Raw genomic sequence first — 18,313 nt, 5'->3', positions numbered from 1 at the left:
CGGGGCGTGACGTCGCCCCGCCCTCCCGCCCCCGGCGCCGTCACGCGCACCAGGGAGCGCGTGGAGGTGCTCGTCGAGTGGTGGAAGGACAGCCGGGCCGGGCGCGCGACCTACCGCTACCTCTACGCACGTGGTGCGCTCCTGTGCGGCGGGATCGCGTACTCGGCCCTGTTCTCCCTCTTCGCCGCCCTGACCATCGGCTACACGGTCTTCATGCAGGTGCTCGGCGGCAGCGCGGAACTCATGGACGCCGTGTTCGGCGAGATCAACGAGCTCGTCCCCGGACTCATCGCGGTCGACGGGGCGCAAGGCGTGATCGACCCCGACGACCTCCTCCTCCCGCCCGGGCTCAGCGTCACGAGCATCGTGGCCGGGGTCGTGCTGCTCTTCTCCGTCGTCACGTTCATGTACCACCTGCGCGGCGCCGTCCGGACCATGTTCGGCGTCAGCGATGTCGGCCAGAGCGCGCTGCTCGCCCGGGCGCGCGCCCTCCTCGGGTTCTTCCTCCTCGCGCTGAGCATGCTCGTCTCCGCCGTCGCCAGCATCGCCGTCTCCGCGATCGGCTACCAGCTCCTGGAGGCGCTCGGGATCTCGGGCGGGCCCGCGCTCCTCGTGACGGGTGCCGGACTCGTGGTGAGCATCCTGCTCGACGCCCTGGTCGTCGTCGTGGTGGTCACGCTGCTCGCCGGTGTCCACGTGCGCCGCCGCGACCTCCTCGTCGGGGCGCTCACCGCCGCCGTCGCGTTCGGGGTGCTCCGCTACCTCGGGTCGTCGTTCGTCGCGGGCAGCGCCAGCAGGAACGCGCTCCTCGCGTCCTTCGCCGTCCTCGTCACGCTCCTCGTCCTCGTGAACTTCACCGCGCGCATCCTCCTCGCGGTGTGCGCCTGGATGGCGAACCCGCCCCGCCCGCCCGACCCGGAGCCCGACGGGCCCCGGCACGCTCGTGACGGCCGCCCCGAGCTCCCGGTCGTCGACGGCACCCCCACGACCGACGCGCGGCACGTGCGCGCCGCCCGGCACGCGGCGACCGAGGACGCCGAGCGCTCGGCGGCCGTGCTCGTCTCGGTGGAGGAACGACTCCGTGCCGGCCAGGGGTCCGGCAGGCCCTGGAGCCCGATCGTGCGCGGGGTCCGTCGGGCCCGCCTCCCGCGCGGCGCGTAGCAGCCGACGTCGGTGCCGGCTTCTCGTCGCCGTCCTCCGCCGCCAGGCAGCCCTTCACGCGAGAATCCCCACGGCTCCGGCCATCCCCGACCCGACCATGCGGACCGTGCCCCCGTGCACGACGGAGGGCGCCGACCGTGCCGGTCGGCGCCCTCCGTGCGGGACGTGCGAGAGAGATCAGAAGGCGCGCGTGATCATCGCGCGCTTGACCTCCTGGATGGCCTTCGTGACCTCGATGCCGCGGGGGCAGGCCTCGGTGCAGTTGAAGGTCGTGCGGCAGCGCCACACGCCCTCCTTGTCGTTGAGGATCTCGAGGCGCTGCGTGGCGCCCTCGTCGCGGCTGTCGAAGATGAACCGGTGCGCGTTGACGATCGCGGCGGGGCCGAAGTACTGGCCGTCGGTCCAGAACACCGGGCACGACGACGTGCACGCCGCGCACAGGATGCACTTGGTGGTGTCGTCGAAGCGCTCACGCTGCTCGGCGGACTGGAGGCGCTCCTTGCTGGGCTCGTTCCCGGACGTGATGAGGAACGGCATGATCTCGCGGTAGGACGCGAAGAACGGCTCCATGTCCACGACGAGGTCCTTGACCACCGGCAGGCCCTTGATGGGCTCGACCGTGATGGGCTTGTCGGGGTTGACGTCCTTGAGCAGCGTCTTGCACGCGAGGCGGTTGCGACCGTTGATGCGCATCGCGTCGGAGCCGCACACGCCGTGCGCGCACGAGCGACGGAACGTGAGCGAGCCGTCGTTCTCCCACTTGATCTTGTGCAGGGCGTCGAGCACGCGGTCGGTGCCGTGGGCCAGGACGGTGAACTCGTCCCAGTACGCGTCCTCGCCGTGCTCCGACTCGGGGAGGTAGCGCCGGATGCGGAGCGTGACCTCGAACGAGGGGATCTCGCCGGCCTTGGCCTCGGTGGCGGGGCTCTCGAGTGTGGCAGTCATCAGTACTTCCGCTCCATGGGCTCGTACCGGGTCTGGGTGACGGGCTTGGAGCCCAGGGCGACCTTGTAGCCGTCGAACGCCTCGACGTGGTCGAAGTAGCCGGCGACGTGACCGTCGGCGACGTCGCTGGCCGACGTGGGGCGGCGGTACGCCATCGTGTGCAGCATGTAGTTGGCGTCGTCGCGGTCCGGGAAGTCCTCGCGGTAGTGACCGCCGCGCGACTCCTTGCGGTTGATCGCCGCGACGACCGTGACCTCGGCGATGTCGAGGAGGAAGCCGAGCTCGATGGCCTCGAGCAGGTCGGTGTTGAACATCCGGCCCTTGTCCTGGACCGAGACGTTCTTGTACCGCTTCTGCAGGTCGCGGATGTCCGCGAGGGCCTGGTTGAGCGACTCGCCCGTGCGGAACACCTGGGCGTTGGCGTCCATGGTCTCCTGGAGCGCCTTGCGCACGTCGGCGACGCGCTCGCCGTCGGGCCGGTTCCGCATCTCCTCGAGCTGCGCGACGACGGCCGCGGCGGGGTTCTCCGGGAGCTCGGTGTACGACGCCGTCGCGGCGTACGCGGCGGCGGTGCGGCCCGCGCGCTTGCCGAAGACGTTGATGTCGAGCAGCGAGTTGGTGCCGAGGCGGTTGGAACCGTGGACGCTCACGCACGCGACCTCGCCGGCGGCGTAGAGGCCCTTGACGACGTTGTGGCTGTCGCGCAGGACCTCGGCCTCGACGTTGGTCGGGATGCCGCCCATCGCGTAGTGCGCGGTGGGGTACACCGGGACGGGCTCGGTGTAGGGCTCGATGCCCAGGTAGGTCCGGGCGAACTCGGTGATGTCCGGGAGCTTCGCGTCGATGTGCGCGGGCTCGAGGTGCGTGAGGTCGAGCAGGACGTAGTCCTTGTTCGGCCCGGCGCCGCGGCCCTCGCGGACCTCGTTCGCCATCGAGCGGGCGACGATGTCGCGCGGGGCGAGGTCCTTGATCGTCGGGGCGTAGCGCTCCATGAAGCGCTCGCCGTCGGAGTTGCGCAGGATGCCGCCCTCGCCGCGCGCGGCCTCCGAGAGGAGGATGCCGAGGCCGGCGAGGCCGGTCGGGTGGAACTGGAAGAACTCCATGTCCTCCAGCGGCAGGCCGCGACGGTAGGCGAGGGCCATGCCGTCGCCCGTGAGCGTGTGCGCGTTGGACGTCGTCTTGAAGATCTTGCCCGCGCCGCCGGTGGCGAAGATGATCGCCTTCGCCTGGAACACGTGGATCTCGCCGGTCGCGAGGTCGTAGGCGACGACGCCGGTCGCGGTGACCGGCTCGCCGTCGGGGATCTCGCCCGTCGACAGGTCGTGGTCCGTGATGAGGTCGAGGACGTAGAACTCGTTGAAGAACTCGACGTCCTGCTTGACGCACTGCTGGTAGAGCGTCTGGAGGATCATGTGGCCGGTGCGGTCCGCGGCGTAGCACGAGCGGCGCACCGCGGCCTCGCCGTGGTTGCGGGTGTGCCCGCCGAACCGGCGCTGGTCGATGCGACCCTCGGGCGTGCGGTTGAACGGCAGGCCCATGCGCTCGAGGTCGAGGACCGCGTCGATGGCCTCCTTGGCCATGATCTCCGCGGCGTCCTGGTCGACGAGGTAGTCGCCGCCCTTGACCGTGTCGAACGTGTGCCACTCCCAGTTGTCCTCCTCCACGTTCGCGAGGGCGGCGCACATGCCACCCTGCGCGGCGCCCGTGTGCGAGCGCGTGGGGTACAGCTTGGAGATGACGGCCGTGCGGACCTTGCCGGACGACTCCAGCGCCGCGCGCATCCCGGCGCCGCCTGCGCCGACGATGACGACGTCGTACTGATGGGTTTGCATCGGGGTCGATGCCTCCTGGGAGAGAGCCGGGTGGAGCGTGAAGACGGGGGCGAGTTGCGGGGTGTGCTCAGGCCGTGCAGAACGACGCGAGCAGCTCGGCCGGCGCGTTCGCGGGGCACGGGTCGAACGTGAAGATCACGAGCGTGCCGAGGACCGTGACGATCGTGAACGCGAGGTACAGCGCGAGCTTGAGGACGAGGCGAGTGCCGTCACGCTCGGCGTAGTCGTTGATGATCGTGCGCACGCCGTTGGTGCCGTGGAACATGGCCAGCCACAGCATGAGCAGGTCCCAGATCTGCCAGAACGGCGAGGCCCACTTGCCGGCGACGAAGCCGAAGTCGATCGCGTGCACGCCCTCGCCCACCATGAGGTTGACGAAGAGGTGCCCGAAGATGAGGACGATCAGCACGACGCCGGAGGCGCGCATGAAGATCCAGCTGTACAGCTCGTAGTTGCTGCGCGTGGCCTTGCGACGCTTGTACGGGTCGCGCGGGCTCGCCACCGCCGAGGCCGTGGTCGTGGTCGACATCAGTGCCCCCCTCCGAAGACGTTCATGAGGTGACGCGGCAGGAAGCCCGCCATCGTCACGACGAACAGGCCGACGACGATCCAGAGCATGGTGCGCTGGTACCGCGGGCCCTTGGCCCAGAAGTCGACGAGGATGATGCGGATGCCGTTGAAGGCGTGGAACACGATGGCCGCGACCAGTCCCGCCTCGCCCAGGCCCATGATCGGCGTCTGGTACGTCCCGATGACGGCGTTGTAGGCCTCGGGCGAGACCCGGACGAGCGCCGTGTCGAGCACGTGGACGAGCAGGAAGAAGAAGATGAGCACGCCGGTCACGCGATGCGCGACCCACGACCACATGCCTTCACGGCCGCGGTAGAGCGTGCCAGCTGGTGCACTGGGCACTTTGGGGGCCTCCTGTGGCGAGATCAGGGGGGAGATGTCACGTCCGGCCGTGGACCGGAACTCCCTCAGTCCGGACCGCGGGACCGTCGTCGGCATCGGTCTCTGGGCTTCCACCATAGTGACATCGGCGTCATGATGCGGACCGTCGGAGGCGGCGGAACGGCCCTGCGCGGGGGGTTTGTGACTGATCCCACAGCCCGCGGGGGAACTGCGCGCCTCACTATGCTGCCCCCATGGCCTCTTCGCCTCACCCCTCGTCCGCCGCTCCCGCGGCGCCGATCCCCGCCTTCCACGCCGTCGTCCCGGCGGGAGGGGCGGGCACGCGGCTGTGGCCGCTCTCGCGCGCGGGCTCGCCCAAGTTCCTCCTGGACCTCACCGGGTCGGGCCGCTCGCTGCTCCAGGCGACGGTCGACCGGCTCGTGCCGCTCGCGGGCGAGCAGGGCGTCGTCCTCGTCACGGGGGACCGGCACGTCGCCGCGGCGCGCACCCAGCTCCCCGGGCTCTCGGCCGAGAACGTCCTGGCGGAGCCTTCGCCGCGGGACTCGATGGCGGCGATCGGGCTCGCCGCAGCCGTCCTCGAGCAGCGGCACGGCGACGTCGTCGTCGGGTCGTTCGCCGCGGACCAGGTCATCACGGGCCGGGACGCGTTCGAGTCGTCGGTCCGCGAGGCGGTGGAGGCGGCCCGGGCGGGCTACGTCGTGACGATCGGCATCGCCGCGTCCCGGCCGTCGACGGCGTTCGGCTACGTCCACAGCGGCGCGCCGCTCGGCGTCACGGGGGCGCCGAGCGCGCAGCACGTGCGCGGCTTCACGGAGAAGCCGGACGCCGCGACCGCGCAGCGCTACCTCGCGTCCGGCGAGTACCGGTGGAACGCCGGCATCTTCATCGTGCGGTCCTCCGTGCTGCTGGGACACCTCGCCGACCAGCGTCCCGAGCTGCACGACGGCCTGCGTGCGATCGCCGCCGTCTGGGACGGCCCGGACCGCGACCGTGTGCTCGCCGAGCGCTGGCCCGCGCTCGAGCGGATCGCGATCGACCACGCCGTCGCGGAGCCGGTCGCCGCCGTCGGCGGCGTGGCGGTGGTGCCGGGCACGTTCGGCTGGGACGACGTGGGCGACTTCAACTCGCTCGCCGCGCTGCTGCCCTCGGTCGACGGTGCCGGCTCGAAGGTCCTCGGAGACACGGGCCGCGTCGTCCGGCGGGAGAGCGCGGGGTCGGTGGTCGTGCCCGCGAGCGATCGCGTCGTCACGGTGCTCGGCCTCGACGACGTCGTGGTCGTCGACACCCCGGACGCGCTGCTCGTCACCACGCGCGCCCGGGCGCAGCAGGTGAAGTCGATGGTCGAGACGGTGCGCGAGCTCGGGATGGACGAGCTCCTGTGACCGCCGACGTGACTCTCGCCGCCCGCATCGGCGCCGCCGTCGCCCGCCACGTGGACGAGGTGGTGGCGATCCGCCGCGACATCCACGCCCACCCGGAGGTCTCGCGGGCCGAGACCCGGACGACGGCGCTGCTCGCCGACCGGCTGCGTGCCGCGGGGCTCGAGCCGCGGCTCCTGCCCGGCACGGGGCTCGTGTGCGACGTCGGCCCGCAGCCCGGGGACGGGGCGGTCGTTGCGTCGTCGCGCGTCCCTGGCCGTGTCGCCCTGCGTGCCGACATCGACGCGCTGCCGCTGCAGGACAGGTGCGACCTCCCGTGGGCCTCGACGGTCCCGGGCGTCGCGCACGCCTGCGGCCACGACGTGCACACCGCGGTGGTGCTGGGGGCCGGCCTGGTCCTCGCCGACCTCCACGCGCAGGGCGAGCTGCGCCGCGGCGTGCGGCTCGTCTTCCAGCCCGCGGAGGAGGTCCAGCCCGGCGGGTCGCTCGACGTCCTCGCCACGGGCGCGATGGACGGCGTCGACGAGATCTACGCGGTGCACTGCGACCCCAAGGTCGACGTCGGACGCATCGGGACGCGCATCGGTCCGATCACGTCGGCGTCCGACGAGGTCTCCGTGACCATTGCGTCGCCCGGGGGTCACACCTCGCGCCCGCACCTCACGGGTGACGTGGTCTACGCGCTGGGCCAGGTCATCACCCAGGTCCCCGCGGTGCTGGGCCGGCGGCTCGACCCCCGCTCGGGCGTGAACCTCACGTGGGGTGCCGTGCACGCGGGGTCCGCGCACAACGCGATCCCGAGCACCGGGACGGTGCGCGGCACGCTGCGCTGCCTCGACGTGCGCGCGTGGGAGTTCGCGGGGCAGGTGCTGCACGACGCCGTCGAGCAGGTCGTCGCGCCCTACGAGGTCGAGGTGACCGTGCACCACACGCGCGGCGTGCCGCCGGTGGAGAACGACGAGCGCTGCACCGGCCTGCTCGAGGCCGCGGCGCGCGACGTCCTCGGCCCGGACTCGGTGCTCCTGACGGAGCAGTCGCTCGGCGGCGAGGACTTCGCCTGGTACCTCACGAAGGTCCCGGGCGCGATGGCGCGGCTGGGCACGCGGACCCCCGGGGGGCGCAGCTACGACATCCACCAGGGCGACCTCCAGGTCGACGAGCGCGCGGTCGACGCGGGGATGCGCCTGCTCGCCCGTGTCGCCGCCGGTCAGGACGGGTGAAGCGGTCCCGACCCGTGGACAGGGGTGTGTCACGCCTCAGACGCAAAGTGACGCTTGCATAACGAAGCAGCGGCGTTACCGACAAGTAACGTGCAGGACCCCTCCGGCTGATTAGTGTTCGGTCCTATAGAGGCCGACGGACCGGTCCTCCCGTGCAACGGAGCTCGGGAGGACCCAGGGGTCCTTCCCTGCGCGGCCCTGCTACGAGAACGACAGGAGCTATCAGGTGAAGAGAGCGACTCAGGTCACCGCGCTCGCGGCCGTCGCCGCGCTCGCGCTGGCTGCGTGCGGCGCCGCACCCGAGGACGACGAGACGACCGGCGGCGGCGACGACACCGCGGGCGGCAACTCCGACTTCTCCGCGTGCATGGTGTCCGACGCCGGCGGTTTCGACGACCAGTCCTTCAACCAGGCCGGTTTCGAGGGCCTGGAGCAGGCGGAGTCCGAGCTGGGGATCACGGCCACCGAGGTCGAGTCCTCGGCGGACACGGACTACGCGCCGAACATCGACAACCTCGTCCAGCAGGGCTGCAACCTCGTCATCGGCGTCGGCTTCCTCCTCGAGGACCCGATCCAGGCAGCGGCGGAGGCGAACCCCGACACGAACTTCGCCCTCATCGACTCGTCGTTCTCCGACGCGGACTTCAACCCGGTCGAGATCGACAACGCCAAGCCGATCCTCTTCAACACGGCCGAGGCCGCGTTCCTCGCGGGCTACCTCGCGGCGGGCATGACCGAGACGGGCACGGTCGCCACGTTCGGCGGCATCCAGATCCCGTCGGTCGCCATCTTCATGGACGGCTTCGTCGACGGCGTCGCGAAGTACAACGAGGACAACGGCACCGAGGTCAAGACCCTCGGCTGGGACAAGGCGGCCCAGACGGGCTCCTTCACCGGTGACTTCGAGAACCAGGCGAACGGCCAGAACCTCGCGCAGGGCTTCATCGACCAGGGCGCGGACATCATCATGCCCGTCGCCGGCCCGGTGGGTCTCGGTGCGGCGGCCGCCGCGCAGAGCGGCGGCGCGAAGATCATCTGGGTCGACTCGGACGGCTTCCTCACGACCGAGTACGGCGACATCATCATCACCTCGGTGATGAAGCAGATCGGTCCGGCGGTCTTCGACACGGTGAGCGAGTCGGTCGACGGCAACTTCACCAACGAGCCCTACGTGGGCACGCTCGAGAACGAGGGCGTCGGCCTCGCGCCGTTCCACGACTTCGAGGACAAGGTGCCGGCCGAGCTGCAGGACATGCTCGCCCAGTACCAGGAGCAGATCATCGCCGGGGACCTGGTCGTGGAGTCGACCAACACCCCGTGACGACTCTCTGAGACCGTCGGTCCCGTGCCCGCTGCGGCGGCCGGGACCGGCGGGACGGTGGCCCGGGCGAGCCCGCCCGGGCCACCGTCGTCATGAGGCGACGCACGAGGCGACGACGCGACGGAAGTACGGTTCGATGGAGTTCCCTGTTCTCAGAGAGGCCGCCCGGTGAAGCTGGAGCTGCGCGGGATCACGAAGGTGTTCGGGTCCCTGGTCGCGAACGACCACATCGACCTGGTGATCGAGCCAGGCGAGATCCACGCCCTGCTGGGCGAGAACGGTGCGGGCAAGAGCACGCTCATGAACGTGCTGTACGGCCTGTACGACCCGGACGACGGCGAGATCCTCGTCGACGACCAGCCGGTCGCCTTCACCGGACCGGGCGACGCCATGGCCGCAGGGATCGGGATGGTGCACCAGCACTTCATGCTGGTCCCGGTGTTCTCGGTGGCGGAGAACGTCGCGCTGGGCCACGAGCCCGTGAAGGGGGCCGGTCTCATCGACGCCCGGCGCGCGCGGCGGCTGGTCCAGGAGATCTCCGACCGCTTCGGGTTCGAGGTCGACCCGGACGCGATGGTCGAGGACATCCCGGTCGGCGTGCAGCAGCGCGTCGAGATCATCAAAGCGCTGTCGCGCGACGCGCGCGTGCTCATCCTCGACGAGCCGACCGCGGTCCTGACCCCGCAGGAGACCGACGAGCTCATCGCGATCATGCGACAGCTCAAGGCCGCGGGGACGTCGATCGTCTTCATCACGCACAAGCTGCGCGAGGTGCGTGCCGTGGCGGACCGCATCACGGTCATCCGCCGCGGGAAGGTCGTCGGGACCGCGGACCCGAGCGCGAGCGAGACCGAGCTCGCGTCCCTCATGGTCGGCCGCTCCGTCTCGCTCGGCGTGGAGAAGACGACGGCCGAGCCGGGCGACGCGACGTTCCGGGTCACCGACCTCACGGTGATGGACGACCTCGACACCGCGGTCGTCGACCGCGTGAGCCTCGACGTCGCGCGGGGCGAGATCCTCGTCCTCGCGGGCGTCCAGGGCAACGGGCAGACCGAGCTCACCGAGACGATCGTCGGCCTGCGCAAGCCCGTCGCCGGCTCGATCACGCTCGACGGCAAGGAGCTCGTCGGCCGCGGGGTGTCGGACGTGCTCGCCGCCGGCGTCGGGTACGTGCCGGAGGACCGGAGCACGGACGGCATCGTCGGGACGTTCTCCGTCGAGGAGAACCTCGTCCTCGACCTCTTCGACCGTCCCCCCTACTCGCGCGGCGGCGCGCTCAACCGGGCCGCGATCCGCGACAACGCCGAGCAGCGGGTGGTCGAGTTCGACGTCCGCACCCAGACGGTCGAGGTGCCGGCCGGGAACCTCTCCGGCGGCAACCAGCAGAAGGTCGTCCTCGCGCGCGAGATGTCGCGCCCGCTGCGCCTGCTCATCGCGTCGCAGCCGACGCGCGGGCTCGACGTCGGGTCGATCGAGTTCGTCCACAAGCGGGTCGTCGAGGAGCGCGACAACGGCACCCCCGTGATCATCGTCTCGACCGAGCTCGACGAGGTGCTCGCCCTCGCGGACCGGATCGCCGTGATGTACCGCGGTCGCATCGTCGGCGTCGTCCCCGGCGGCACGGACCGCGACGTGCTGGGGCTCATGATGGCGGGGGTCCCGCTCGACGAGGCCGTCGCGCAGGCGGCCGAGCACCGCACCACCCTCGGCGAGGCCGACATCGAGGCGGGAGACGCGCCGTCGAGCGCCGGGGTCGATGTCGACCTGGCCGACGCCGACGCCCGCGAGGAGGAGATCCAGTGACCCAGCAGGCCATGCCCGACGACGCGGCGGCCGTCCCGCCGACGCCCGCGCCGCCGAGCGACACCACGAAGCCCCGGCCGCCGGCCGGAGCGAGCATCCTGCGCGAGATGCTGGAGAGCAGCTGGCTCGTCTCGCTGCTCGCGATCGTCGCGGCCCTCGTCCTCGGCGGCGTGCTCATCGCGGCGGCCGACCCGGAGGTCCAGGAGGCCGCGACCTACTTCTTCGCGCGGCCGGCGGACTTCTTCGAGGCCGTCTGGAACGCCGTGTTCGGCGCCTACAGCGCGCTCTTCCAGGGCGCCGTCATCAACTTCCAGGCGCCCGACCTCCAGCGGGCCCTCCGCCCGCTGACCGAGACCATGACGGTCTCGACCCCGCTCATCCTCGCGGGCCTCGGCCTCGGCATCGGGTTCCGCGCCGGCCTGTTCAACATCGGTGCGCAGGGCCAGATCATCCTGGGCGGCATCTTCGCCGGGTTCATCGGCTTCACGTTCTCCTTGCCCCCCGGCCTGCACCTGCTGCTCGCGGTCCTCGGTGCCGCGCTCGGCGGGGCGATCTGGGCGAGCATCGCGGGCGTGCTCAAGGCCAGGACGGGCGCGCACGAGGTGATCGTCACGATCATGCTCAACAACATCGCGGTCTACCTCGTGGCGTACCTGCTCACGACGCCCGCGTTCCAGCGCCCGGGCAGCAGCAACCCGATCAGCCCGCCCATCCCGAGCTCGGCCACGTTCCCGCTGCTGCTCGGCGAGGGCTTCCGCCTGCACCTCGGCTTCGTGCTCGCCCTGCTCGTGGCCGTGGGCGTGTGGTGGCTCATGGAGCGCTCGACGCTCGGCTTCCGTTTCCGCGCGGTCGGCGAGAACCCGCACGCGGCGCGCACGGCGGGCATCTCCGTGGCGTGGGTGACCGTCTGGGTCATGGCCATCGCCGGTGCGCTCGCCGGTCTCGGCGGCGCCGCGCAGGTGCTCGGCACCGAGAAGGTCCTCACCGCCGGCGTCGCCGCGAGCTTCGGGTTCGACGCGATCACCGTGGCGCTCCTCGGTCGCTCCCGGCCGCTCGGCACCGTCCTCGCCGGTCTGCTCTTCGGCGCCCTCCGCGCGGGCGGCTTCGCGATGCAGGCGCGCACCGGGACGCCGATCGACATCGTGCTCGTCGTGCAGTCCCTCATCGTGCTCTTCATCGCCGCCCCGCCGCTCGTGCGGGCGATCTTCCGGCTCCCCACCCCGGGTGGCCCGACGCGCGCCGAGCGTCACGCCGCGAGACGGCGGGCCAAGGCGGCCACGACCACCACCACGACGCAGGAGGCCGGAGCATGAGCACCGCGACCACCACCCCGGCGCCGGCCGCCGCGCCGGAGCGCGCGGCCAAGCCGCTGCCGCCCATCAGCTGGAAGGCCCCCGTCGCGTACGCGGTCATCGGGCTGCTGTCGCTGGTCTTCTTCGCCCTGCTCCCCGCCGGCGGGCAGCAGACGACGTTCCGCCTCTCGACGGCGAACGACTTCTTCCAGATCGAGCCGATCACGGTCAGCTCCACGGGAGCGTCCCTGTTCCTGTCGATCCTCGCGCTCCTGCTCGCAGGGCTGTCCTTCTGGGCGGCGCGCGACCGGCGCAAGGTCGGCGTCTGGCTCCCCATCGTGTTCGGCGTCGCCGTGGTCTTCGCCTTCCTGAGCTGGGCGGGGGCGGGCAAGTCCGCGATCCCGCTCACGGGGCTGCTGCAGGGCTCGCTCTTCCTGGCGGTCCCGCTCGTGTTCGGCGCGCTCTCGGGCGTGCTGTGCGAGCGCGTCGGCATCATCAACATCGCGATCGAGGGCCAGCTCCTCGCCGGGGCCTTCCTCGCCGCGGTCGTCGCGTCGCTGACGTCGTCCGCGTACGCGGGCCTCATCGCGGCCCCGATCGCGGGCGCTCTCGTGGGTGTGCTGCTCGTGATCTTCTCGGTGAAGTACTGGGTGAACCAGATCATCGTCGGCGTCGTGCTCAACGTGCTCGTCGTGGGCGTGACGAGCTACCTGTACTCCACGGTGCTGACCGAGGACCCGGGCACGTGGAACACGCGGACCCCGCTCCCCGTGATCGAGATCCCGGTGCTGTCGCAGATCCCCGTCGTGGGGCCGGTGCTCTTCCGCCAGACGCTGCTCGTCTACATCATGTACGTCGTCGTGATCCTGCTCCAGGTCTTCCTCTTCCGGAGCCGGTGGGGCCTGCGCCTGCGTGCGGTCGGCGAGCACCCCAAGGCCGCCGACACGGTGGGCATCAAGGTCAACGCGACCCGCGTGCGCAACACGATCCTCGGCGGCGCGGTCGCCGGCCTCGGCGGCGCGTTCTTCACGGTCGCCGCGGGCCTCGCGTTCGGCAAGGAGATGACCGGCGGCAAGGGCTTCATCGCTCTCGCGGCCATGATCCTCGGCCGGTGGAACCCCGTCGGCGCGCTCGTCGCGGCGCTCCTCTTCGGCTTCTCCGACAACCTGCAGACGGTGCTCGGCATCGTCGGCACGCCGATCCCGAGCCAGATCATGCTCATGACGCCCTACGTCGTGACGATCTTCGCCGTCGCGGGTCTCGTCGGGCGCGTGCGCCCGCCGGCCGCCGAGGGCATCCCCTACGTGAAGTGAGGCCACGGTGCCGATGACCGACCTGCCGCACGTGCACGACGCCGAACCCCGGCCGGGCGAGGGGACGGACCCGGGCGGGACCGCCGTCGGGCCGTCCGTCGACTGGGACGCCCTGCGCGACGCCGCGCGCGAGATCATGGCCCGCGCGTACGCCCCCTACTCGGGCTTCCCGGTGGGCGCCGCCGCGCTCGTCGACGACGGGCGCGTCGTCGTCGGGTGCAACGTCGAGAACGCCGCGTACGGAGTCACGCTGTGCGCCGAGTGCTCGCTCGTGAGCTCGCTCGTTGGGACGGGCGGGGGCCGCCTCGTCGCGTTCGCGTGCGTCGACCGGCACGGGGACACGCTCATGCCGTGCGGGCGTTGCCGACAGCTCCTGTGGGAGCACGGGGGCCCCGACCTGCTGGTCGACACCGTGCGTGGTATCAAGACGATGAGGGACGTGCTGCCCGACGCCTTCGGGCCCGAGGATCTGGAGGAGCGCTCGTGACCAGCGACGACGTGACCCCGCAGGGTGGCGGGACCGAGGACCAGGACGCGACGGCGGAGGCGCCCGTCGGGGCCGACGGCGACGCCGGGGGAGCGGACGGCGAGGGGCCGGCTCCCGAGCCGTTCGACGCCGTCGACGTCATCCGGACGAAGCGCGACGGCGCGCGGCTTGACGCGGCACAGATCGACTGGGTGATCGACGCCTACACGCGCGGCGTCGTCGCCGAGGAGCAGATGGCCGCGCTCGCGATGGCGATCTACCTCAACGGCATGGACCGGACCGAGATCGGCCGCTGGACGCAGGCGATGATCGCCTCGGGCGAGCGGATGGACTTCTCGGGGCTCTCGCGACCGACCGCGGACAAGCACTCGACCGGAGGCGTGGGGGACAAGATCACGCTGCCGCTCGCGCCGCTCGTCGCGGTGTACGGCGTCGCGGTGCCGCAGCTCTCCGGGCGCGGCCTCGGGCACACGGGCGGCACGCTCGACAAGCTCGAGGCGATCCCGGGCTGGCGCGCGGCGCTGACCAACGAGCAGATGATGAACGCGCTCGAGCACGTCGGCGCGGTGATCTGCCAGGCGGGCTCCGGGCTCGCGCCCGCCGACCGGCTCCTGTACGCGCTGCGCGACGTCACGGGGACGGTCGAGTCCATCCCGCTCATCGCGAGCTCGATCATGAGCAAGAAGATCGCGGAGGGCACCGGGGCCCTGGTGCTCGACGTCAAGGTCGGTTCCGGTGCGTTCATGAAGGAGCTCGACTCGGCGCGCGAGCTCGCGCGGACCATGGTCGACCTCGGTACCGACGCCGGCGTGCGCACGGTCGCGCTGCTCACGGACATGTCGACGCCGCTCGGCCTCACCGCGGGCAACGCGCTCGAGGTGCGCGAGTCGGTCGAGGTGATGAAGGGCGCGGGGCCGCAGGACGTCGTCGACCTCACGGTCGCGCTCGCGCTCGAGATGCTCGCCGGTGCGGGTCGCCCGCAGGACGAGGACGACGTGCGGCACGCGCTCGTCGGCGGGCGCGCGCTCGACAAGTGGCGCGAGATGATCGCCGAGCAGGGCGGCGACTCGCGGGCCCCGCTGCCGGTGGCGCGCGAGCGCGAGCACGTCGTGGCCGATCGCGACGGTGTGCTCGAGCGGCTCGACGCGTACGCCGTCGGGGTCGCCGCGTGGCGCCTGGGCGCAGGGCGCGCGCGCAAGGAGGACCCCGTGCAGGCGGGAGCGGGCGTCGAGCTGTTCGCCAAGCCGGGGGACACCGTGCGCAAGGGGCAGCACCTCATGACGCTGCACACGGACACGCCCGAGCGCTTCGAGCGGGCCGTGCAGGCGCTCGAGGGGGCGTGGGCGATCGCGGACCCGGGCACCGTCGTCGAGCGTCGACCGGTCGTCCTGGACCGCGTGGACTGACGTGGGCGTGCGCTGACCGTGGGCGGTGACGAGCAGGACGTCCGGGCGGGCGCCGAGGCACCGGCCGACGCGCGCCGGCCCCGCTCGGTGTACGGGGTGGGGACCGAGCCCGACGCGCGGTTCAGCCTCGCGAACGAGCGCACCGCGCTCGCGTGGGTCCGGACAGGGCTGGGGCTCGTCGCGGGCGGGGTCGCGCTGACGTCGTTCGCGACGTTCGCCGACATGCCCGGCGTGCTCGACGTCGTCGCCGGCGTCGCGTGCCTCGCCGGCGCCGGGTTCGCGGGCTACGCGCTCGTCTCCTGGCGCCGCAACGAGCGCGCGCTGCGCCTGCGTCGGCGGCTGCCCGCGCCGAGCGGGCTGCCCGTGCTCGTCGTCGGCGTCGTCATCCTCGCGCTCCTGCTCGCCGGGTACGCCGTCGGGTCGGCGACCGGGTCATGAGCGCTGCCCCCGAGCCGTCGGCTCCCTCGCCCCGCGACGAGGGGCTGCAGCCCGAGCGCACGGCGCTCGCGTGGCAGCGGACGGTGCTCGGCGTGGTCGTCGGGTCGCTCGTCCTCGCGGCAGCCGGCCTCCGTTCCGGATCGACGGTGACCGTGTGCGCGGCGGTCGCCGTCGGCGTGCTGGCGCTCGTCCCCGCCGTGCTCCGGTCCCCGACCGGCGGGCTGCCCGGGAGCGGCCGGCTGTACTCGTGGTCGTTCCTCGTGCGCGTCGCGAGCCTCGTCGTCGTGCTGGCCCTCGTGGGTGCCGTCTGGGCGCTCGGCCGGGCGCTGGGAGCGGCGTGAACGTCCCCGGCGCGCTCGGCGCGCTCCGGGTCACCGACCTCGCGCGGCTCATGGCCGCCCGGGCGGTGCCGGGACCACCGCCCCGTGCCCTCTACCGGCCCGACGGCGGCACGGAGCGCGCGCTCGACCTCGCCCGCCGCGCGGGCCACCCCGTCTCGCGGGTGCGGGCCCTCGCCACGACCCTCGGCGCGCTCGACCCGAGGACCCGGCGCGCCGTCGTCGACCCGCTGGGCCGCGCCGCTCCCGAGGTGTCACGCGACCGCCCGACCCGACCGCTCGAGCTCGGCGGGGATCCCGCGCGCCAGACCGACGCGACGACGTGCGGCTCGGCCGTGCTCGGCCTGCTCGCCGCGGCCGGCGACCCGGTGCTCGCCCTGTGGCTCGCCACGGGCCTGCGCCCCGGGGACGACCCGCGGCCCGGCGGCCGGTCCTGGTCGGGCGGTTCGGCACGGTTCGGGGAGCTGCAGCAGGCGGTGAAGCGGCGCACCAACCGCGGAGCCCTCGGGCCGTTGCCGTGGCCCGCCGCCCTCGGGACACCGCCGTGGGGCGCCGCGCGCGCCGCGTGCTACGCGGACGTGCGCTACGCCGAGCGCGTCGTCGTCGGTGCTGGGAGCGAGCGGGTGGTCCGGGCCGCCCTCGTCGCGGCCGCGCGCGGTGTGCCGGTGCCCCTCTTCACGGGCGGCGACCTCGCGCTCGGGATCGCGACGGCGGTGCCGCGCCACGTCGTGCTCCTCACGGACGCCGACGCGCAGGCGCGCCGGTGCCGGGTCTACGAGCCGTCGTCGGGCACCGTGCACGACCTGGACGCCGGGTCGCTGCTGGACGGCGTGCGGTCACCGGAGGTGCGACGCGCGCTCGGGGGCTGGCCGCACGTCTGCTGGGCCCTCCTGCCCGCCGGCCGGTAGGGCTGGCGAGCCCCCGCACCCGGCGCGAGGATGGAGGCGCCGCCACGTCCGTGGCGCGCGCCGAGTCGTCAGGTGAGGAGTCGCCATGAGCACCGTGCCCGGGAACGACGCGTGGCGGGACGCCGGCCTGGTCGAGCAGGACGACGAGGTCGTGAGCCTGGTCGAGGAGTCGGAGGACGCCGGTCCCGGCGTCGACGACGCCGAGCACGAGGGCGACGAGTACCGTCCGCGCACCGCGCGACCGGACCTCGAGGGCGAGGCGAACGAGGCCGACGTCGTCGAGCAGGCGTCCGCCGTGCCGGGCGAGGAGGACGACTACGCCTGACCGGCCGGGCACCGGGCGACCGCTCGGCGCGAGCGCAGGCGTACCGGCCGGTACCGTGAGCGCATGACCACCGAGAACGCCCCCCTGACGGTCGACGTCATCCGCTCGCTGCCCAAGGTCGTGCTGCACGACCATCTCGACGGGGGGCTCCGCCCCGCCACGATCCTCGAGCTCGCCGCCGACGTCGGTCACCAGCTCCCCGCGGGCGACGCCGAGGCCCTCGGCGCCTGGTTCGCCGAGTCGGCCGACTCCGGCTCGCTCGTGCGCTACCTCGAGACGTTCGACCACACCATCGCGGTCATGCAGACCCCCGCCGCGCTGGCCCGCGTGGCGCGCGAGGCGGTGCTCGACCTCGCGCGCGACGGCGTCGTGTACGCCGAGCAGCGCTGGGCGCCCGAGCAGCACCTGCAGCGCGGCCTCTCCCTCCAGGAGACGGTCGACGCCGTGCAGTCCGGTATCGAGCAGGGCGTCGCCGAGGCCGCCGCCGAGGGGCGCACCATCCGCGTCGGGCAGCTCGTCACGGCCATGCGGCACGCCGACCGCTGGCAGGAGATCGCCGAGCTCGCCGTCGCGAACCGCGCGAACGGCGTCGTCGGGTTCGACATCGCCGGCGCCGAGGACGGGTTCCCGCCGTCGCGCCACGCGGAGATCTGGCGCTACCTCGCCGACCACAACTTCCCCGTCACCATCCACGCGGGCGAGGCCGCCGGCCCGGAGTCGATCGCCGAGGCCGTGCACCTCGGGCAGGCGAGCCGGATCGGCCATGGCGTGCGCATCGTCGAGGACATCACGTTCGACCCCGAGTTCCCGCACAGCGCCGAGGGCGAGTCCGGGACTGCGGCGCTCGGCCTCCTCGCGCACTGGGTGCGCGACCACCAGATCCCGCTCGAGCTCTGCCCGTCGTCCAACGTGCAGACCGGGGCGGCGACGTCGGTCGCGGCGCACCCGATCACGCGCCTCAAGGAGCTCGACTTCGCCGTCACGCTCAACACCGACAACCGCCTCATGTCGCGCACGACGATGACGCAGGAGATGGCGCTGCTCGTCGAGCACGCCGGGTGGACGATCGACGACCTCGCCGACGTGACGATGACCGCCGCGTGGAGCGCGTTCGTCCACCACGACGAGCGCCGCGCGCTCGTCGACGACGTGATCCTGCCGGGCTACCAGGAGGTCCAGGGCGCGCAGCTCTGACCCTTCCCGGGGTTGCCGAGCACGACCGTGGTGCCGTGA

The 18,313-nt window shown here is 72.6% G+C and carries 18 protein-coding genes; 14 read left to right on the top strand and 4 right to left on the bottom strand.

The genetic code is table 11. The features are described 5' to 3' along the window. Positions 1–6 precede the first annotated feature (6 nt). Positions 7–1,161: a YihY/virulence factor BrkB family protein gene (locus tag ACFVN3_RS16870; RefSeq protein WP_378234082.1), complete on the top strand. Its 1,155-nt coding sequence runs from the start codon at positions 7–9 to the stop codon at positions 1,159–1,161. 177 nt (positions 1,162–1,338) lie between these two features. Here ACFVN3_RS16870 and ACFVN3_RS16865 read toward each other — a convergent pair whose 3' ends face one another. From ACFVN3_RS16865 to sdhC, 4 genes are all read right to left on the bottom strand, one after another. Continuing rightward, a complete protein-coding gene (locus ACFVN3_RS16865; protein ID WP_378234081.1) occupies positions 1,339–2,106 on the bottom strand; it encodes a succinate dehydrogenase iron-sulfur subunit in 768 nt (255 codons plus the stop codon). Continuing rightward, on the bottom strand, positions 2,106–3,938 hold the full coding sequence (sdhA, locus tag ACFVN3_RS16860) for a succinate dehydrogenase flavoprotein subunit (RefSeq protein WP_378234080.1): 1,833 nt from the start codon (positions 3,936–3,938) through the stop codon (positions 2,106–2,108). The genes ACFVN3_RS16865 and sdhA overlap by 1 nt, the downstream gene beginning before the upstream one ends. 67 nt (positions 3,939–4,005) lie before the next feature. Further along, positions 4,006–4,467 (bottom strand): succinate dehydrogenase hydrophobic membrane anchor subunit, encoded by a 462-nt coding sequence (locus ACFVN3_RS16855; protein WP_047233508.1) that lies wholly within the window; start codon positions 4,465–4,467, stop codon positions 4,006–4,008. Beyond that, complete coding sequence (gene sdhC / locus ACFVN3_RS16850) at positions 4,467–4,850, bottom strand: succinate dehydrogenase, cytochrome b556 subunit (protein WP_081772373.1); 384 nt, start codon at positions 4,848–4,850, stop codon at positions 4,467–4,469. Before sdhC ends, ACFVN3_RS16855 begins: the two co-directional genes overlap by 1 nt. A gap of 233 nt (positions 4,851–5,083) precedes the next feature. On the opposite strand from sdhC, the gene ACFVN3_RS16845 reads away from it, so the two are divergent. From ACFVN3_RS16845 to ACFVN3_RS16785, 13 genes are all read left to right on the top strand, one after another. Continuing rightward, positions 5,084–6,232: a mannose-1-phosphate guanylyltransferase gene (locus ACFVN3_RS16845; RefSeq protein WP_378234079.1), complete on the top strand. Its 1,149-nt coding sequence runs from the start codon at positions 5,084–5,086 to the stop codon at positions 6,230–6,232. Then, positions 6,229–7,449: an amidohydrolase gene (locus tag ACFVN3_RS16840; RefSeq protein WP_378234077.1), complete on the top strand. Its 1,221-nt coding sequence runs from the start codon at positions 6,229–6,231 to the stop codon at positions 7,447–7,449. The genes ACFVN3_RS16845 and ACFVN3_RS16840 overlap by 4 nt, the downstream gene beginning before the upstream one ends. 226 nt (positions 7,450–7,675) lie before the next feature. Next, positions 7,676–8,770 carry a BMP family protein gene (locus ACFVN3_RS16835; RefSeq protein WP_378234075.1) on the top strand — a complete coding sequence of 365 codons (1,095 nt, stop codon included), beginning with the start codon at positions 7,676–7,678 and terminating at the stop codon, positions 8,768–8,770. Positions 8,771–8,938: 168 nt separating this feature from the next. After that, positions 8,939–10,573, top strand: a complete 1,635-nt coding sequence (locus tag ACFVN3_RS16830) for an ABC transporter ATP-binding protein (protein ID WP_378234074.1) — start codon at positions 8,939–8,941, stop codon at positions 10,571–10,573. An 11-nt stretch (positions 10,574–10,584) separates the two neighbouring features. Then, positions 10,585–11,886 carry an ABC transporter permease gene (locus tag ACFVN3_RS16825; RefSeq protein ID WP_378234145.1) on the top strand — a complete coding sequence of 434 codons (1,302 nt, stop codon included), beginning with the start codon at positions 10,585–10,587 and terminating at the stop codon, positions 11,884–11,886. Beyond that, on the top strand, positions 11,883–13,178 hold the full coding sequence (locus tag ACFVN3_RS16820) for an ABC transporter permease (protein WP_378234073.1): 1,296 nt from the start codon (positions 11,883–11,885) through the stop codon (positions 13,176–13,178). The genes ACFVN3_RS16825 and ACFVN3_RS16820 overlap by 4 nt, the downstream gene beginning before the upstream one ends. Before the next feature lie 13 nt (positions 13,179–13,191). Next, positions 13,192–13,665, top strand: coding sequence for a cytidine deaminase (locus ACFVN3_RS16815; protein WP_378234072.1), 474 nt, complete (start codon positions 13,192–13,194; stop codon positions 13,663–13,665). 140 nt (positions 13,666–13,805) lie between these two features. Then, a complete protein-coding gene (locus tag ACFVN3_RS16810) occupies positions 13,806–15,071 on the top strand; it encodes a thymidine phosphorylase (protein ID WP_378234143.1) in 1,266 nt (421 codons plus the stop codon). An 18-nt stretch (positions 15,072–15,089) separates the two neighbouring features. After that, complete coding sequence (locus tag ACFVN3_RS16805) at positions 15,090–15,509, top strand: YidH family protein (RefSeq protein WP_378234071.1); 420 nt, start codon at positions 15,090–15,092, stop codon at positions 15,507–15,509. Beyond that, entirely contained in the window at positions 15,506–15,850 is a 345-nt protein-coding gene (locus ACFVN3_RS16800; RefSeq protein ID WP_378234069.1) for a DUF202 domain-containing protein, read from the top strand. Before ACFVN3_RS16805 ends, ACFVN3_RS16800 begins: the two co-directional genes overlap by 4 nt. Then, positions 15,847–16,755: a hypothetical protein gene (locus ACFVN3_RS16795; RefSeq protein ID WP_378234068.1), complete on the top strand. Its 909-nt coding sequence runs from the start codon at positions 15,847–15,849 to the stop codon at positions 16,753–16,755. The genes ACFVN3_RS16800 and ACFVN3_RS16795 overlap by 4 nt, the downstream gene beginning before the upstream one ends. A gap of 85 nt (positions 16,756–16,840) precedes the next feature. Beyond that, positions 16,841–17,080, top strand: a complete 240-nt coding sequence (locus ACFVN3_RS16790) for a hypothetical protein (RefSeq protein WP_378234067.1) — start codon at positions 16,841–16,843, stop codon at positions 17,078–17,080. Positions 17,081–17,143: 63 nt separating this feature from the next. Then, positions 17,144–18,274 (top strand): adenosine deaminase, encoded by a 1,131-nt coding sequence (locus ACFVN3_RS16785; protein ID WP_378234066.1) that lies wholly within the window; start codon positions 17,144–17,146, stop codon positions 18,272–18,274. The last annotated feature ends 39 nt before the right edge of the window (positions 18,275–18,313 follow it).

The sequence above is a fragment of the Cellulosimicrobium sp. NPDC057862 genome, from assembly GCF_042797035.1.
GTDB lineage: Bacteria > Actinomycetota > Actinomycetes > Actinomycetales > Cellulomonadaceae > Cellulosimicrobium.
Note: the sequence above shows the minus strand (reverse complement) of the source record. Positions and strands in the feature narration are given on the sequence as shown.

Excerpts from the sequence above, each read along its gene's own strand:
- ACFVN3_RS16865 (WP_378234081.1), bottom strand. The coding sequence starts at position 2,106 with ATGACTGCCACACTCGAGAGCCCCGCCACCGAGGCCAAGGCCGGCGAG.
- sdhA (WP_378234080.1), bottom strand. The coding sequence starts at position 3,938 with ATGCAAACCCATCAGTACGACGTCGTCATCGTCGGCGCAGGCGGCGCC.
- ACFVN3_RS16855 (WP_047233508.1), bottom strand. The coding sequence starts at position 4,467 with ATGTCGACCACGACCACGGCCTCGGCGGTGGCGAGCCCGCGCGACCCG.
- ACFVN3_RS16845 (WP_378234079.1), top strand. The coding sequence starts at position 5,084 with ATGGCCTCTTCGCCTCACCCCTCGTCCGCCGCTCCCGCGGCGCCGATC.
- ACFVN3_RS16825 (WP_378234145.1), top strand. The coding sequence starts at position 10,585 with ATGCCCGACGACGCGGCGGCCGTCCCGCCGACGCCCGCGCCGCCGAGC.
- ACFVN3_RS16820 (WP_378234073.1), top strand. The coding sequence starts at position 11,883 with ATGAGCACCGCGACCACCACCCCGGCGCCGGCCGCCGCGCCGGAGCGC.
- ACFVN3_RS16815 (WP_378234072.1), top strand. The coding sequence starts at position 13,192 with ATGACCGACCTGCCGCACGTGCACGACGCCGAACCCCGGCCGGGCGAG.
- ACFVN3_RS16800 (WP_378234069.1), top strand. The coding sequence starts at position 15,506 with ATGAGCGCTGCCCCCGAGCCGTCGGCTCCCTCGCCCCGCGACGAGGGG.
- ACFVN3_RS16790 (WP_378234067.1), top strand. The coding sequence starts at position 16,841 with ATGAGCACCGTGCCCGGGAACGACGCGTGGCGGGACGCCGGCCTGGTC.
- ACFVN3_RS16785 (WP_378234066.1), top strand. The coding sequence starts at position 17,144 with ATGACCACCGAGAACGCCCCCCTGACGGTCGACGTCATCCGCTCGCTG.